This window comes from Streptomyces sp. VNUA24, from assembly GCF_029167005.1.
Taxonomy (GTDB): domain Bacteria; phylum Actinomycetota; class Actinomycetes; order Streptomycetales; family Streptomycetaceae; genus Streptomyces; species Streptomyces scabiei.
The window spans coordinates 3,788,865-3,803,519 of record NZ_CP119143.1; the positions used below are offsets into that span (position 1 = coordinate 3,788,865).

General features: G+C 72.0%; 12 protein-coding genes. 2 read left to right on the forward strand and 10 right to left on the reverse strand.

Annotation, left to right across the window (positions count from 1 at the left end; genetic code table 11):
- Positions 1-46: 46 nt before the first annotated feature.
- From cimA to PYR72_RS15820, 6 genes are all read right to left on the reverse strand, one after another.
- Complete coding sequence (gene cimA / locus PYR72_RS15795) at positions 47-1,651, reverse strand: citramalate synthase (protein ID WP_275455937.1); 1,605 nt, start codon at positions 1,649-1,651, stop codon at positions 47-49.
- Between the two features lie 377 nt (positions 1,652-2,028).
- Positions 2,029-2,565 carry a TetR/AcrR family transcriptional regulator gene (locus PYR72_RS15800; protein WP_275460422.1) on the reverse strand — a complete coding sequence of 179 codons (537 nt, stop codon included), beginning with the start codon at positions 2,563-2,565 and terminating at the stop codon, positions 2,029-2,031.
- 187 nt (positions 2,566-2,752) lie between these two features.
- Entirely contained in the window at positions 2,753-3,817 is a 1,065-nt protein-coding gene (locus PYR72_RS15805) for an agmatine deiminase family protein (RefSeq protein ID WP_275455938.1), read from the reverse strand.
- 11 nt (positions 3,818-3,828) lie between these two features.
- The gene (locus PYR72_RS15810; protein WP_275455939.1) at positions 3,829-5,508 is read right to left on the reverse strand and encodes an urease subunit alpha; all 1,680 of its coding nucleotides are present in this window, start codon (positions 5,506-5,508) and stop codon (positions 3,829-3,831) included.
- On the reverse strand, positions 5,505-6,185 hold the full coding sequence (ureA, locus tag PYR72_RS15815; RefSeq protein WP_275455940.1) for an urease subunit gamma: 681 nt from the start codon (positions 6,183-6,185) through the stop codon (positions 5,505-5,507). Before ureA ends, PYR72_RS15810 begins: the two co-directional genes overlap by 4 nt.
- A 129-nt stretch (positions 6,186-6,314) precedes the next feature.
- Entirely contained in the window at positions 6,315-6,872 is a 558-nt protein-coding gene (locus PYR72_RS15820; RefSeq protein WP_275455941.1) for a hypothetical protein, read from the reverse strand.
- Positions 6,873-7,133: 261 nt separating this feature from the next.
- Between PYR72_RS15820 and PYR72_RS15825 the strand changes: the two genes are divergently transcribed.
- Entirely contained in the window at positions 7,134-8,222 is a 1,089-nt protein-coding gene (locus tag PYR72_RS15825) for a serine hydrolase domain-containing protein (RefSeq protein ID WP_275455942.1), read from the forward strand.
- Positions 8,223-8,294: 72 nt separating this feature from the next.
- Here the strand turns inward: PYR72_RS15825 and PYR72_RS15830 are convergent, their stop codons facing one another.
- Both PYR72_RS15830 and PYR72_RS15835 read right to left on the reverse strand, forming a co-directional pair.
- On the reverse strand, positions 8,295-9,383 hold the full coding sequence (locus PYR72_RS15830) for a branched-chain amino acid aminotransferase (RefSeq protein ID WP_275455943.1): 1,089 nt from the start codon (positions 9,381-9,383) through the stop codon (positions 8,295-8,297).
- A 294-nt stretch (positions 9,384-9,677) separates the two neighbouring features.
- A complete protein-coding gene (locus tag PYR72_RS15835) occupies positions 9,678-10,721 on the reverse strand; it encodes a 3-isopropylmalate dehydrogenase (protein ID WP_275455944.1) in 1,044 nt (347 codons plus the stop codon).
- A gap of 142 nt (positions 10,722-10,863) precedes the next feature.
- On the opposite strand from PYR72_RS15835, the gene PYR72_RS15840 reads away from it, so the two are divergent.
- The gene (locus PYR72_RS15840; RefSeq protein WP_275455945.1) at positions 10,864-12,438 is read left to right on the forward strand and encodes a metallophosphoesterase family protein; all 1,575 of its coding nucleotides are present in this window, start codon (positions 10,864-10,866) and stop codon (positions 12,436-12,438) included.
- Positions 12,439-12,500: 62 nt separating this feature from the next.
- On the opposite strand, the gene PYR72_RS15845 is transcribed toward PYR72_RS15840, so the two are convergent.
- Together PYR72_RS15845 and pruA are read right to left on the reverse strand one after the other, a co-directional pair.
- A complete protein-coding gene (locus PYR72_RS15845) occupies positions 12,501-12,632 on the reverse strand; it encodes a hypothetical protein (RefSeq protein WP_005479955.1) in 132 nt (43 codons plus the stop codon).
- Positions 12,633-13,019: 387 nt separating this feature from the next.
- On the reverse strand, positions 13,020-14,651 hold the full coding sequence (gene pruA / locus PYR72_RS15850; RefSeq protein ID WP_275455946.1) for an L-glutamate gamma-semialdehyde dehydrogenase: 1,632 nt from the start codon (positions 14,649-14,651) through the stop codon (positions 13,020-13,022).
- Positions 14,652-14,655: the final 4 nt, after the last annotated feature.

Here is a 14,655-nt window from a genome sequence, read left to right on the forward strand (position 1 = left end):
CCCCGGACGGACCTTCGCCGCGTCCGTCCGGGGTGCCGCCGGTCGGTCACTCCGCCGGTTCCACACCCGCCCGCAGCAGCCCGTACGTGTAGGCGTCCTCCAGCGCCTGCCACGACGCGGCGATCACGTTGTCGGCGACCCCGACCGTGGACCACTCGCCCGTGCCGTCCGTCGTGGAGATGAGGACGCGGGTCGTGGAGTTGGTGCCGTGCTTGCCCTCCAGGATGCGCACCTTGTAGTCGACCAGCTCCAGCTTGGCGAGCTGGGGGTAGATCTTCTCCAGGGCGACCCGCAGGGCGCGGTCGAGGGCGTTGACGGGGCCGTTGCCCTCGGCCGTGGCGACGATGCGCTCGCTCTTGGACCACAGCTTGACGGTGGCCTCGTTGGCGTGGCTGCCGTCGGGGCGGTCCTCGACGATGGCCCGCCAGGACTCGGTGCGGAAGTACCGCTGCGGCTTGCCCGCGACCTCGTCGCGCAGCAGGATCTCGAAGCTCGCGTCGGCGGCCTCGTACGTGTAGCCCTTGAGCTCGCGTTCCTTGACCCGCTCGACGACCCGGCCCACCAGCTCGCGGTCGTCGCCGAGGTCGACGCCCAGTTCCTTGCCCTTGAGCTCGATGGAGGCGCGGCCCGCCATGTCGGAGACGAGCATCCGCATGGTGTTGCCGACCTGCTCGGGGTCGATGTGCTGGTACAGGTCCGGGTCGACCTTGATCGCGGAGGCGTGCAGGCCGGCCTTGTGCGCGAAGGCGGAGACACCGACGTACGGCTGGTGGGTGGAGGGGGTGAGGTTGACGACCTCGGCGATCGCGTGGGAGATCCGGGTCATCTCGCGCAGCGCGCCCTCGGGGAGGACCTTCTTGCCGTACTTCAGCTCCAGCGCGGCGACGACCGGGAAGAGGTTGGAGTTGCCGACCCGCTCGCCGTAGCCGTTGGCGGTGCACTGGACGTGCGTCGCGCCCGCGTCGACGGCGGCCAGGGTGTTGGCGACCGCGCAGCCGGTGTCGTCCTGGGCGTGGATGCCGAGGCGGGCGCCGGTGTCCGCGAGGACAGTGGCGACGACGGCCTGGACCTGCGCGGGGAGCATGCCGCCGTTGGTGTCGCAGAGGATCACGACGTCGGCGCCGGCTTCGGAGGCGGTGCGGACGACGGCCTTGGCGTACTCGGGGTTGGCGCGGTAGCCGTCGAAGAAGTGCTCGCAGTCGACGAAGACCCGGCGGCCCTGCGCGCGCAGGTGGGAGACGGTGTCGCGGACCATCTCCAGGTTCTCGTCGAGGGTGGTGCGCAGGGCGAGTTCCACATGACGGTCGTGGGACTTGGCGACGAGGGTGATCACGGGGGCGCCGGAGTCGAGCAGGGCCTTGACCTGCGGGTCCTCGCTCGCCTTGCCGTTCGCGCGGCGGGTGGCGCCGAACGCGACGAGCTGGGCGTGCCTGAAGTCGATCTCCTTCAGGGCGCGGGCGAAGAACTCGGTGTCGCGCGGGTTCGCACCGGGCCAGCCGCCCTCGATGAAGCCGACGCCGAAGTCGTCCAGGTGCCGTGCGATGGCCAGCTTGTCCGCGACCGTGAGGTTGATGCCCTCACGCTGGGCGCCGTCGCGCAGGGTGGTGTCGAAGACGTGGAACGAGTCGTCGAGCTCGCTGGTTTCCGTCATGGTGTCAAGGCTCCTGCTGTTGGATCCCGCTGGATCTCGGTCTGTACCGGAATGACCGGCTCCACCGTCCCCAATGATCCCTCGCGCTGCGCTCCCGGCTGAAGATGGGCCAGAAAAGCGAAAAACCTCTCGCGGGTGCGAGAGGTCTGCGCGCGGGTCGAGACGACGGTGTCCGCCCGTACCTGGTCGTACGTGGCGGTCACTGCGGACCGGCGCGCCTGCTGCCAATAATCATGGCGAACGAGAGCACGGGGGCAGTGTGGCACACACCGGTCCCGTGCTCACCGTCCGTCTCAGGATGCGAACAGCGTGCTGATCATCCGCCGGGACCGGGCCGTGGCGCCGGACCCGGGGTGCGCCCGGGGCGCGGGCCCGGCTCAGCCCAGGGACTCGTCGAGGAACTCCCGCACGTGCGCCAGGATCCGGGCGCGGTCCGTCCCGCGCAGTCCGATGGCCACATGGATGGAGAAGCCGTCGAGCAGGGCCCGCAGCCGGGCGGCGAACCGGTCCGGGTCGACCGCGCGGAACTCCCCCTTCGACACGCCTTCCGCGAGCAGGGCCACCAGGTCGCGGTGCCAGGCGCCCTCGATGGCGGCCTGGCGGTCGCGGGCGTCGTCGTCGGCGTTCTGCGAGCGGTTCCAGACCTCCAGCCAGAGGGTCCAGTGCGGATCGCGGTGGCCGTCGGGCACGTACAGGTCGACGTACGCCGCCAGCCGCTCGCGGGCGGTGCCCGGACGGGTGAGCAGTCGGGCGCGCTCCGCGCCGAGCCGGCCCTCGCTCCACTCCAGGGTGCGCAGCAGCAGCTCGTCCTTGGAGCGGAAGTAGTAGAGGAGATGGCCGCTGCTCATCCCGACCTCCCGGCCGAGCGCCGCCATGGTGAGCTTCTCCAGCCCCCGCTCGGCGATCATTCCCATGGCCGCTTCGAGCACGTCCTCGCGGGGCGGGGCGCTGCCGCGTCGACGGGCGCCGCCCCGGCGGTCCGGCGGAGCCTGCGGCACGTCCGGTGACGGGTGTTCGGACGCGGCCGGAGCGGTCTCCGGGATCGCGTCCGGCGACGGATGCCGGGGCGGGGGCGGTGGTGGCGTGGTCATCGTGACGTTTCTACCCGATGGCCGTCCTCGGCTGCTGCTGGGTGACGCAGTGGATGCCTCCGCCGCCCGCGAAGAGCGTGCGGGCGTCGACGAGCGTGACCGTCCGGTCCGGGAACAGCCGGCGGAAGATGCCGGCGGCGGTCGCGTCGCGCGGATCGTCGAAACCGCACAGGACGACTCCGCCGTTGCAGAGGTAGTGGTTGATGTAGGAGTAGTCCGCCCAGCGGCCGTCGGCCTCCAGCACGGTCGGGGCCGGGACCTCCACCACCTCCAGGCGCCGCCCGCGCGCGTCGGTCGCGGCCCGCAGCAGCCCGATGATCTCCCGGGTGATCTCGTGGTCGGGGTGGGCGGGGTCCGGCTGGGAGTGGGCGACGACCACGCCGGGGCGCGCGAAGGCCGCCACGATGTCGACATGGCCGAGCGTGCCGAAGCCGTCCGGGGGATAGTCGCCGGTGAGGCCGCGCGGCAGCCAGATCGCCCTGCTGGTGCCGAGATGGGCGTGGATCTCCGCCTCGGCCTCCTCGCGGGTCCAGCCGGGGTTGCGCTCCGGGCCGAGCTGCACGGTCTCGGTGAGCAGCACGGTGCCCTCGCCGTCGACATGGATCGCCCCGCCCTCGTTGACGAGCTTCGAGGGGTACGTCCGCGCGCCCGCGAGGTCCGCGACCTGCCCGGCGATCTCGGCGTCGTGCTCCCAGCGGGCCCAGGGCTGGGCTCCCCAGCCGTTGAACGTCCAGTCGACGGCGGCGAGTTCACTGCCGTTCGTGAGGAAGGTCGGGCCGATGTCCCGCATCCAGGCGTCGTCCAGCGGGCGCTCGACGGTGTCGACGTCCTCGCCGAGCAGTGCGCGCGCCTGCCGCGACTGCCCCGGCCCGCACACCACGGTCACGGGTTCGAAGCGGCGGACGGCACGGGCGACCGTCGCCCAGGCGCGACGGGCCTCGGCGAGGTCCGCCGGGTCCTCGAAGGTCGGGTTCGGTCCGGGCCACGCCATCCAGGTGCGCTCGTGCGGAGCCCACTCGGGCGGCATACGGAAACCGTCGGCGGCGGGTGTGGCCGTGGCGGTGGGCGTGGTCATGGGGCGGCTCCTCAGAGGAAGTACAGGCGGTTGAGGGAGACCGACTCGGCGGGCTCGGAGTGCAGCGGCTCGCCGTCGAGGGTGACCAGGCCGGTGCGCTGGTCCACGTCGACCGATCCGGTGCGGGAGTTGAGCCGCAGGTCGGCCGGTCCGATCCCGCGCGTGCCGCGCACGGCGACCCTGCGCCGCCGGGTGGGCATCGAGTCGCCCCCCTGGTCGAGGGCGGCCCGGGCGACGAAGGCGACGGACAGGTCGGCCGGGGTGGCTCCGTGCGCCCCGAACTGCGGCCCCAGCACGAGGGGTTCGCAGGTGTCGGTGGCCGCGTTCGGGTCACCGACGACGCCGTACGCCGGGAAGCCGGACTTGAGCACGAGCTGGGGCTTGGCCCCGAAGTACTCCGGCCGCCACAGCACGAGGTCCGCCAGCTTGCCGACCTCGATCGAGCCGATCTCGTGCGCGAGACCGTGGGCGATGGCGGGGTTGACGGTCAGCTTGGCGATGTAGCGCAGGACGCGCTCGTTGTCGTGGCCCTCGTCCGGGGCGCCCCGCTCGGCCTTCATCTTCCCGGCCATCGCGAAGGTCCGGCGGACGGTCTCCCCCGCGCGGCCCATCCCCTGCGCGTCCGAGGAGGTGATGCCGATGGCGCCCAGGTCGTGCAGGACGTCCTCGGCCCCCATCGTCCCCGCGCGGATACGGTCGCGGGCCAGGGCAGCGTCGCCGGGCAGTTCGGTCTTCAGGCCGTGGGCGGCGACGATCATCCCGTAGTGCTCGGCGACCGCGTCCCGGCCGAAGGGCAGGGTGGGGTTGGTGGAGGAGCCGATGACGTTCGGGACCCCGGCCATCTTCAGCACGTTCGGCACGTGCCCGCCGCCGCAGCCCTCGATGTGGAAGGCGTGGACCGTACGCCCCTCCAGCACCCGCAGGGTGTCCTCGACCGAGAGGCACTCGTTCAGCCCGTCGCTGTGCAGGGCGACCTGGACGTCGTGCTCCTCGGCGACGCGCAGCGCCGTGTCCAGCGCCCGGGTGTGGGCGCCCATGTCCTCGTGCACCTTGAAGCCGCTGGCCCCGCCCTCGGCGAGGGCCTCCACCAGCGGGGCGTCGCCGGAGGAGGAACCCCGGCCGAGGAAGCCGATGTTGACCGGCCAGGCGTCGAAGGCGTTGAAGGCGTGGCGCAGCGCCCAGGGCGAGTTGACCCCGACACCCCAGACCGGCCCGAACTCCTGCCCGATGATCGTCGTCACGCCGGAGGCGAGCGACGCCTCCATGATCCGCGGCGAGAGGAGGTGGACGTGGGTGTCGACGGCACCGGCGGTGGCGATCAGCCCCTCGCCGGACACGATGGACGTGCCCGTGCCGACGACCACCTCGACCCCGTCGAGGGTGTCGGGGTTCCCGGCCCGCCCGATCGCGCTGATCCGGCCCTCCCGGATGCCGATCGAGACCTTGCGGATGCCCTGCACCGCGTCGATCACCACGACGTTGCTGATGACGACGTCGCAGGTCTCCCGGACGGCGGCCGCCTTGAGGTGCAGCCCGTCCCGCGCGGTCTTCCCGAAGCCGGCCAGGAACTCGTCGCCGTACCGCTGGGAGTCCGACTCGACCCGGATCACGAGCCCCGAGTCGCCGAGCCGGATCCGGTCGCCGGCGCGGGGGCCGTGGGTGGCGGCGTACGCGTACGGATCGACGCTCATCGGTCCGCCCCCAGGTATCCGCAGGCGGCGGCCCGGTGCAGGGCCTCCTCCCTGGCGCCGGGCGCGTCCAGCTCCCCGTCGACGAGACCGGCGAACCCGATCGCGACCCGGTCGCCCCCGATCGGCACGAGCCCGACCTCGACCCGCTCCCCCGGCCCGAACCGCACCGAGGACCCGGCGGGGACCGCGAGCCGCATCCCGTACGCCGCCGCGCGAGCGAAGTCGAGCCGCGGGTTGGCCTCGAAGAAGTGGAAGTGGGAGGTGACCGAGACGGGCACACCGGCGGTGTTGGTGACCGTCAGCCGCACGACGGCACCGGGGTCCGCGTGCGCCGCGCCCGGCAGGAGCCCGCCGGGGGCCCGGTCCCCCGGTGCGCCGCCGACCGGGTCGGGGACCACGGCGAGCCGCGACCCGTCCTCGAACACCGCCTCGACATGCACCTCCCTGACCACGTCCGCGACGCCCGGCAGTACGTCGTCGGGGCCGAGCAGGCTCCGCGCCCGGTCGATCGCCTCGGCGAGCCGCAGCCCGTCCCGCGCCGCCTCGCACACGGCGTCGGCGACGAGGGCGGTCGTCTCGGGCACGTTCAGCCGCAGGCCGCGCGCACGACGGGCCCGGGCCAGCTCGGCGGCGCCGAAGAGGAGCAGGCGGTCGCGTTCGGTGGGGGTCAGTCGCATGCGGCGACACCTCCTTGCGGTCCGTGATTTAGAGCGTCACTCTAAACAGGGAACGCAGGAAGGGGAAGGGTGGGGAGGGTTTGCCTGGTTGATCAGCCCAGGCGGATCCTGCCTTGTTCGAGCAGTGCTCTATTGGCCGTGCGAGACGCCGTACACCGTCGGCGGCTGCCGGACCTCCTCGTCCTCGGTGAGCGCGCCCGAGGTCAGGGCCCCGCCCAGGAGCGCGGTGAGCGAGACCGCGGCGACGGCGAGGAGGGCCCGGCGCCGGGGCCGGAACGGGCGCGGCTGCGGATGCGGATGCGGATGCGGATGCACGGTGTGTGCGTCGCTCACGGCCGGGACCTCCCTTCGGATCTCTCCGGGGACCTCCCTTCGGATCTCTCCGGGGCCCTCCCTTCGGACCTCCTCCGGGCCGCACGCGATCCGGCGTCGCGCGTCCGTCCACGCCTCGGCCTCGGCGCCCCGCAGCCCGCAGGCCGCGACGAACGCGGCGACCGGCTCCTCCCGGGGCAGACGTTCGCGGCCGAGCATGGTCGCCGCCGTGGAGTGGGGCAGGACATGGCCCGCCTCGGCGGCCCGGCGCTCCAGCCGGCGGTAGCTCAGACCGGACCATGCCTTGAGGCGCCTGAGGCCCGCGACGAAGGCGGCGGGGTCGGTGTCGGGCGGTGTGGGAGGTGCGGTGGTCATCGGATTCCCCCTCGTTGAGCTGGACATACACGGACTCGTACAAGCTCGAACACCTCCACAGCTTGAGGAGGCGGGAGATCGGCGGTCAACCTCGGTGCGCGTCGCCCCGTGCCGAGACCACCGGGAGGTCATATGGGTCCGCCCCACCGTTCGCCCCACCGATCGCTCCACCGTTCATCCCACTGTTCGCCCCGCCGTTCGCCCGGGCCCCGTACGAGGGCCAGGAGTGCCGCGCTGTTCGCGGCGGCACTGGCACTGGGCGTGCTCGCTCCCCTGCCCGCTCCCCTGCCCGTCGGCGGGCCGGCGGCCGATGCCGGGCCGCCCGGCGTCGACCGGTCGATCGCCGGTTTCGTCCGGCGCACACTGCCGCGGGACGGCGGCGGCACCGTGCTCGCCGCGCGCGGCGACGACCTGGCGTACTGCGCGGGCTTCGGCACGGCGGACCGCGCGGCCGGCATCGCGGCGAGCTGCCGCACGGTCTACGACGTCATGTCGATGACCAAGCAGTTCACGGCGGCGGCGATCCTGAAGCTGGAGGTGAAGGGCCGGCTGCGGGTGACCGACCGGATCGGCCGGCACCTGGGACCGGTGCCGCGGGACAAGCGCGGGATCACGGTCGAGCAGTTGCTCACCCACACCTCCGGCCTCGTCGAGGGGCTCGGCGACGACTACGACCCCGTCTCGCGCGAGGAGCTGGTGCGCGGGGCGCTGGCCTCGAAGCTCCGCTCCGCGCCGGGCGCGGAATTCCACTACTCCAACACCGGCTACAGCCTGCTCGCCGCGATCGTGGAGAAGGCGTCGGGAGAGGGCTACGAGGCGTTCCTGGCCCGGCATCTGTTCGCACCGGCCGGGATGAGGCGGACCGGGTATGTGCTGCCCCGGTGGCCGCGGCGGCTCGTCGCGGTGGAGTACGACGCCCGGGGGCGGAGCCGGGGCAGGCCCTTCGACCATCCCTGGGCCGCGGACGGGCCGTACTGGAACCTGCGGGGCAACGGCGGGATGCTCTCGACCGCGGAGGACGTGCTCCGCTGGCACCGCGCGCTGCTGGGCGAGGAGGTCCTGCCGGCGCGGGCCCGGGACAAGCTGTTCGAGCCGCGTGTCCGGGAGCCCGGCTCGACGAGTTCGTACGGCTACGGCTGGAGCGTACGGGACACCCCGGACGGCCCCTTCGCCTGGCACGACGGCGGCAACGACTGGTCCCTGGGCCTCCTCGGCCGCTCCCCGGCCGACGGTGTCCTCGTCTTCTGGATCAGCAACCAGGCGTCCCGGGCGGGCCGGTGGAACCTGGAGGAGGTGGCGCAGGAGCTGACCCTGGGCCTGGTGGAACGGGTGCGTGCGGAGGAGGCGTGAGCGACCGCGCCGCCGCACGGGCACGAGGAGCGGCGGCCGACCGGGCGGACCGGCCCGGTCGGCCCGGGGTGCTCAGCCCAGCTCGTGCATCCAGCCGTGCTTGTCCTCCACCGTGCCGCGCTGGATGTTCAGCAGCGCCTCACGGAGCTTGAGGGTGACGGGGCCGGGCTCGCCGGCGGACTGCTGCCAGGTCGCGCCGGTGCGCTTGACCGTGCCGACGGGGGTGATGACGGCGGCCGTACCGCAGGCGAAGACCTCGGTGAGGGCACCGCTCTCGGAGTCGGCCTGCCACTGGTCGATGGAGATCCGGCCCTCCTCGGCGGCGTGGCCGAGGTCGGCGGCGACGGTGAGGAGCGAGTCACGGGTGACCCCCTCCAGGATCGACCCGGTGAGCGTGGGCGTGACGATGCGGTCGCCGTACACGAAGTACAGGTTCATGCCGCCCAGCTCCTCGACCCACTTCCGCTCGACCGCGTCGAGGTAGCAGACCTGCGCGCAGCCCTCGGCTGCGGCCTCGGCCTGGGCGAGCAGGGAGGCGGCGTAGTTGCCGCCGGTCTTGGCGTCGCCCATGCCGCCGGGGACGGCGCGGACGTGGTCCTCGGAGACCCAGATGGAGACGGGCTTCACGCCGCCGGGGAAGTAGGCGCCGGCCGGGGAGGCGATCACCAGGAAGAGGTACTCGTTCGCGGGCTTGACGCCCAGGCCGACCTCGGTGGCGATCATGAAGGGGCGCAGGTAGAGGGACTCCTCGCCGCCGTGGGCCGGGACCCACGCCTGGTCCTGGCGCACCAGCGCGTCACAGGCCTCGATGAACGTCTCGACCGGCAGTTCCGGCATGCCGAGCCGCCGGGCGGAGGAGCGGAAGCGCTGGGCGTTCTTCTCGGGCCGGAAGGTGGCGACGGATCCGTCCGGCTGCCGGTACGCCTTCAGCCCCTCGAAGATCTCCTGCGCGTAGTGCAGGACCATGGTGGCCGGGTCGAGGGAGAGCGGCGCGTACGGAACGAGCTGGCCGTCGTGCCAGCCGCGGCCCTCCGTCCACTTGATGACGACCATGTGGTCGGTGAAGTGGCGGCCGAAGCCGGGGTCGGCCAGGATCGCCTCGCGCTCCGCGTCGGAGAGTGGCGAGGCCGAGGGCTTGAGCTCGATCGTGGGCGTCGTCATGAGTGGTTGTCCTTCACCGGTTGTGTGTGACGGGCCGCGCTCACGTCCGCAACTCCGACGGCGACTGCTTGGACGTCCGAGCATTGCCTCATTCGGCGGCTCCGCGTTCGATTATCGCAAGCGGAGTCGGCGGAAGAAAACGGCGTGAATGCGACCCAGGGTTGATGGTGACACCCGGCGGGACCTTGGGGAAGCCATGCGGAAGCCGCCGGGTGCTGGTGCGACCCGGCGGCTTCGAAAGAACTTCGAGTGGCGGTGGGGGTCCCCCCACGCCATTCGGGCAGTGGGGGAGGGTCAGCCGGCTACTCGTACGGCGAGGGCGTCGCCGATCTCGTCCGTCGAACGGGCGGGCTTGCCGACGCGCTCCGCGAGGTCGGCGGAGACGGCCTCCTCGATCCGCGTGGCCTCGGCCTCGTGGCCGAGGTGGCGCAGGAGCAGGGCGACGGACAGGACGGTGGCGGAGGGGTCGGCCTTGCCCTTGCCGGCGATGTCCGGGGCCGAGCCGTGCACGGGCTCGAACATGGACGGGAACTCGCCCGAGGGGTTGATGTTGCCGGAGGCCGCGACGCCGATGCCGCCGGAGACGGCCGCGGCGAGGTCGGTGATGATGTCGCCGAAGAGGTTGTCGGTGACGATCACGTCGAAGCGGGCGGGGTCGGTGACGAGGTAGATCGTCGCCGCGTCCACGTGGATGTAGTCGGTGGTGACCTCGGGGAACTCCTCGGCCACCTTGGTGAAGATGTTCGTCCACAGGTGACCGGCGAAGGTCAGCACGTTGTTCTTGTGGACGAGGGTGAGCTTCTTGCGCGGGCGGGCCTGGGCGCGGGCGAAGGCGTCACGGACCACGCGCTCGACACCGAAGGCCGTGTTCACGGAGACCTCGGTGGCGACCTCGTGCTCGGTGCCCTTGCGGATCGTGCCGCCGTTGCCGGTGTACGGGCCCTCGGTGCCCTCGCGGACCACGACGAAGTCGATCTCGGGCTGGCCGGCCAGCGGGGTGGCGACACCCGGGAGCAGCTTCGAGGGACGCAGGTTCACATGGTGGTCGAAGGCGAAGCGGAGCTTGAGCAGGAAGCCGCGCTCCAGGACCCCGGAGGGAACGCTCGGGTCGCCGATCGCGCCCAGCAGGATCGCGTCGTGCTGCTTCAGCGCGTCGAGGTCGGCGTCGGTGAGGGTCTCACCGGTGGCGTGGTAGCGCTGGGCGCCGAAGTCGTACTCCTTGGTCTCCAGCTTCACATCCTGCGGAAGGACGGCGGAGAGGACCTTGAGCCCCTGGGCCACGACTTCCCTGCCGATGCCGTCACCGGGGATCACTGCGAGATTGAGGCTGCGAGACATGACGGCACCGTACTCCTTGTCCCAGGGGATGACATGGGGTGTCCGCGATACGGACGAGGGGTACGGTGGCGCTGCTCACACGTCACCACGCGTTCACCCGTACGCGGGGCGGGCGTTGGGATTCGCTGGGAACTTCGTCCTCATGGATATACCCGACTTCGGTATCCCGCCGCAGCTCGCGCGCCGGATGAGCATGGCCGAGCAGCACGAGTACCTGCGGACGAAGCTGACCCGGCGCCGCACGCTGGTGACGGCCGGCTCGCTGGCGGCGGGCGGACTGCTGACCGGCTGCGGCGGCTCCGGTTCGCCGGAGTCGACGCCCTCGACGACCTCCGCCGCGTCGCCCGCCACCTCCCGGGCGCCGGGCTCGGCCGTGGTCCCCTTCGGCCGCCATCTGGCCTTCGGCGGCGACCCCCGGACGCAGATGCGGATCTCCTGGCAGGTGCCGCTCGCGGTGCGCAAGCCGTACGTCCGGGTGGGCCCGCGGCCCGAGGAGCTGAGCCGGAAGATCGACGCCGAGGTCCGCGACCTGCACACACCGGGGGTGGAGGGCGTCCGCCTGGAGCTGGAGCAGTACTACCTGCACGCGGCCCTGGACGGCCTGCGCCCCGGCACGACGTACTACTACGGCGTCGGTCACGAGGGCTTCGACCCGGCGGCCCCGGCCCACCGCTCGACGATCGGCACCTTCCGCACGGCGCCCGCCGCGCCGGAGAGGTTCGTGTTCACCGCGTTCGGCGACCAGGGCGTGGGCAAGGCGGCGGCCGCCAACGACCACCTGATCGTCCGCCAGAAGCCCGCCTTCCACCTGCACGCCGGAGACATCTGCTACGCGGACGGCAACGGCAAGGGGGTGGAGTCGGACGGCTACGACCCCGGGTTCTGGGACCTGTTCCTCAAGCAGAACGAGCAGGTGGCCCGGTCCGTGCCGTGGATGGTGACGACCGGCAACCACGACATGGAGGCCTGGTACTCACCGGACGGCTACGGCGGCCAGCTCGCCCGCTGGTCCCTCCCGGACACCGGCTTCGATCCCCGTTCGGCGCCGGGGGTGTACGCGTTCACCTACGGCAACGTCGGCTTCGTGGCGCTGGACGCGAACGACGTGTCGTACGAGATCCCGGCCAACCTCGGCTACTCCGGCGGCCGGCAGACCGCGTGGCTGGACCGGAAGCTCGGGGAACTGCGGGCGGCGAAGGGCGTCGACTTCATCGTCGTCTTCTTCCACCACTGCGCCTACTCCACGTCCTCGCACGCCTCCGACGGCGGCGTCCGCGACAGCTGGCTGCCGCTGTTCGCGAAGCACCAGGTGGACCTGGTGATCAACGGCCACAACCACGTCTACGAGCGGACCGACGCCGTCAAGGGAGGCGAGGTCGGCAGGGAGGTGCCGATCGGGGCGTCGACCGACCCGACCCGCGACGGCATCGTGTACGTCACGGCGGGCGGGGGCGGGCGGGACCTGTACGGCTTCCCGTCCGGCGTGAAGGAGAGCTACGAGGGACACGTCACCCGCCACGACGCCGTCGAGACGTTCGCGTGGACGAAGTCCCGCCGGTCGAAGGCGGAGACGGTGGAGTGGTCGCGGGTGCGCTACCGGGGCTTCTCCCTGCTCTCGGTGGAGGCGGAGAGCGGTTCGCGGCCGGCCCTGAAGGTGTCGGCGCTGGCCCAGGACGGCGAGCGGATCGACCACTTCGAGGTGCGGCGCGGCGCGTGAGCCGTCCCGCTCACGGCCGCACCGCACCCCGACACGGGTGCGGCTCCCGGCCGGGAGGGGGCTCAGTGCCCGGTCGAACCGCCGTTGTCCCGGCGGTCGAGGGCGCGCTGGAGGGCGGCGGCGGCGTTCTTGCGGTCGGACTCGGTGGTCCGGGAAACGTGGCGGACTCGGCGGCGGACGGTCGTCTCGGCCATGGGGAATCGACTCCTTCGAGGCAATCCGGAGTTCGGAAACGGGCGGTGTACGAGACGCCGGAAGGGGCGGGGAGCGGGGCCGCAGGGGTTGCCTGCCTAGGGCTCCGGCTCACGACCGCCATTCGCTGGATCGAGCGAGACGTTCGGCTCCTACAAAGCTAGGCGAGGGACGCGCTTCTGTCTCTACAAGTAGTCGGACTTCCTACTATCTGAGACGGCGGGGTCGGTCACGTGTCGGGTGCGGGTCCGGTGGGGGCTGGTCGCGCAGTTCCCCGCGCCCCTGGCGCGCGGAAGCGCGAGAAGCCCCACCGGGGTGCACCCGCCGAACACACCGAACCCCCCGAGCCGGAACGCGCTCAGGGGGTCAAGGCCGGTGGGGCGGGCCGGTCAGCCCATGTGCGGGTAGGTGTAGTCGGTCGGCGGGACCAGGGTCTCCTTGATGGCGCGGGTCAGGGTCCAGCGCATCAGGTTCTGCGGGGCGCCGGCCTTGTCGTTGGTGCCGGAGGCACGACCGCCGCCGAAGGGCTGCTGGCCGACGACGGCACCGGTGGACTTGTCGTTGATGTAGAAGTTGCCGGCCGCGTAGCGCAGCTTCTCCATCGTGTACGCGGCGGCCGCGCGGTCGCCCGAGATCACCGAACCCGTCAGGGCGTAGGCGGACACCGACTCCATCTGGGTCAGCATCTCCTCGTAGTGGTCGTCCTCGTACACGTGCACGGCGAGGAACGGGCCGAAGTACTCGGTGGTGAACACCTCGTTGGCGGGGTCGGTGCACTCGACGACGGTCGGGCGCACGAAGTAGCCGACCGAGTCGTCGTAGGTGCCGCCGGCCACGATCGTGCAGGCCGGGTCGGCCTGGGCGCGGTCGATGGCGGCCTTGTTCTTGGCGAAGGAGCGTTCGTCGATGACGGCACCGATGAAGTGGGTCAGGTCGGTGACGTCGCCCATGGTCAGGGAGTCGACCTCGGCGGCGAACTCCTCCTTGAAGCCGGAGTTCCAGATCGACGCCGGGATGTACGCCCGCGAGGTCGCGCTGCACTTCTGGCCCTGGTACTCGAAGGCGCCCCGGGTGAGGGCGGTCTTCAGGACCGCGCGGTCGGCGGACGGGTGGGCGACCACGAAGTCCTTGCCGCCGGTCTCGCCGACCAGCCGCGGGTAGGAGCGGTACTTCTCGATGTTCGCGCCGACCGTCTTCCACAGGTACTGGAAGGTCTTGGTCGAGCCGGTGAAGTGGATACCGGCGAGGTCGGGGTGTTCGAGGGCGACCTCGGAGACGGCGATGCCGTCACCGGTGACGAGGTTGATGACGCCCTTGGGCAGGCCCGCCTCCTCCAGCAGCCGCATGAGCAGCACGGCGGCGTGGGTCTGCGTGGGGCTCGGCTTCCAGACCACCACGTTGCCCATGAGGGCGGGGGCGGTCGGCAGGTTGCCGGCGATGGCGGTGAAGTTGAAGGGGGTGATCGCGTAGACGAAGCCTTCGAGCGGACGGTGGTCGAGCCGGTTCCAGACGCCCGGGGAGTTGGCCGGGGGCTGCTCGGCGAGCAGGTCACGGGCGTAAGCGACGTTGAAGCGCCAGAAGTCGACCAGTTCGCAGGGGCAGTCGATCTCGGCCTGCTGGGCGGTCTTCGACTGGCCGAGCATGGTGGAGGCGGCCAGCGTCTCGCGCCAGGGGCCGGCGAGCAGCTCGGCGGCGCGCAGGATGATCGCGGCGCGGTCGTCGAAGGACATCGCGCGCCAGGCGGGCGCAGCGGCGAGGGCGGCGTCGATCGCGTCCTGGGCGTCCTGCCGGGTGGCGTTGCCGTAGGTACCGAGGCGGGCCTTGTGGTGGTGCGGCTGGACGACGTCGAAGCGGTCGCCGCCGCCCATCCGCTTCTCCCCGCCGATGGTCATCGGCAGGTCGACCGGGTTCTCGGCCAGCTCCTTCAGCTTGACCTCCAGCCGGGCCCGTTCGGGTGAGCCGGGGGCATAGCCGTGCACCGGCTCGTTGACGGGGGCGGGGACCTGGGTCACAGCGTCCATGGGT

Coding starts and splice junctions, on each gene's coding strand:
- cimA (WP_275455937.1), bottom strand. CDS start 1,651: ATGACGGAAACCAGCGAGCTCGACGACTCGTTCCACGTCTTCGACACC.
- PYR72_RS15800 (WP_275460422.1), bottom strand. CDS start 2,565: ATGGGAATGATCGCCGAGCGGGGGCTGGAGAAGCTCACCATGGCGGCG.
- PYR72_RS15805 (WP_275455938.1), bottom strand. CDS start 3,817: ATGACCACGCCCACCGCCACGGCCACACCCGCCGCCGACGGTTTCCGT.
- PYR72_RS15810 (WP_275455939.1), bottom strand. CDS start 5,508: ATGAGCGTCGATCCGTACGCGTACGCCGCCACCCACGGCCCCCGCGCC.
- ureA (WP_275455940.1), bottom strand. CDS start 6,185: ATGCGACTGACCCCCACCGAACGCGACCGCCTGCTCCTCTTCGGCGCC.
- PYR72_RS15820 (WP_275455941.1), bottom strand. CDS start 6,872: ATGACCACCGCACCTCCCACACCGCCCGACACCGACCCCGCCGCCTTC.
- PYR72_RS15830 (WP_275455943.1), bottom strand. CDS start 9,383: ATGACGACGCCCACGATCGAGCTCAAGCCCTCGGCCTCGCCACTCTCC.
- PYR72_RS15835 (WP_275455944.1), bottom strand. CDS start 10,721: ATGTCTCGCAGCCTCAATCTCGCAGTGATCCCCGGTGACGGCATCGGC.
- PYR72_RS15840 (WP_275455945.1), top strand. CDS start 10,864: ATGGATATACCCGACTTCGGTATCCCGCCGCAGCTCGCGCGCCGGATG.
- PYR72_RS15845 (WP_005479955.1), bottom strand. CDS start 12,632: ATGGCCGAGACGACCGTCCGCCGCCGAGTCCGCCACGTTTCCCGGACC.
- pruA (WP_275455946.1), bottom strand. CDS start 14,651: ATGGACGCTGTGACCCAGGTCCCCGCCCCCGTCAACGAGCCGGTGCAC.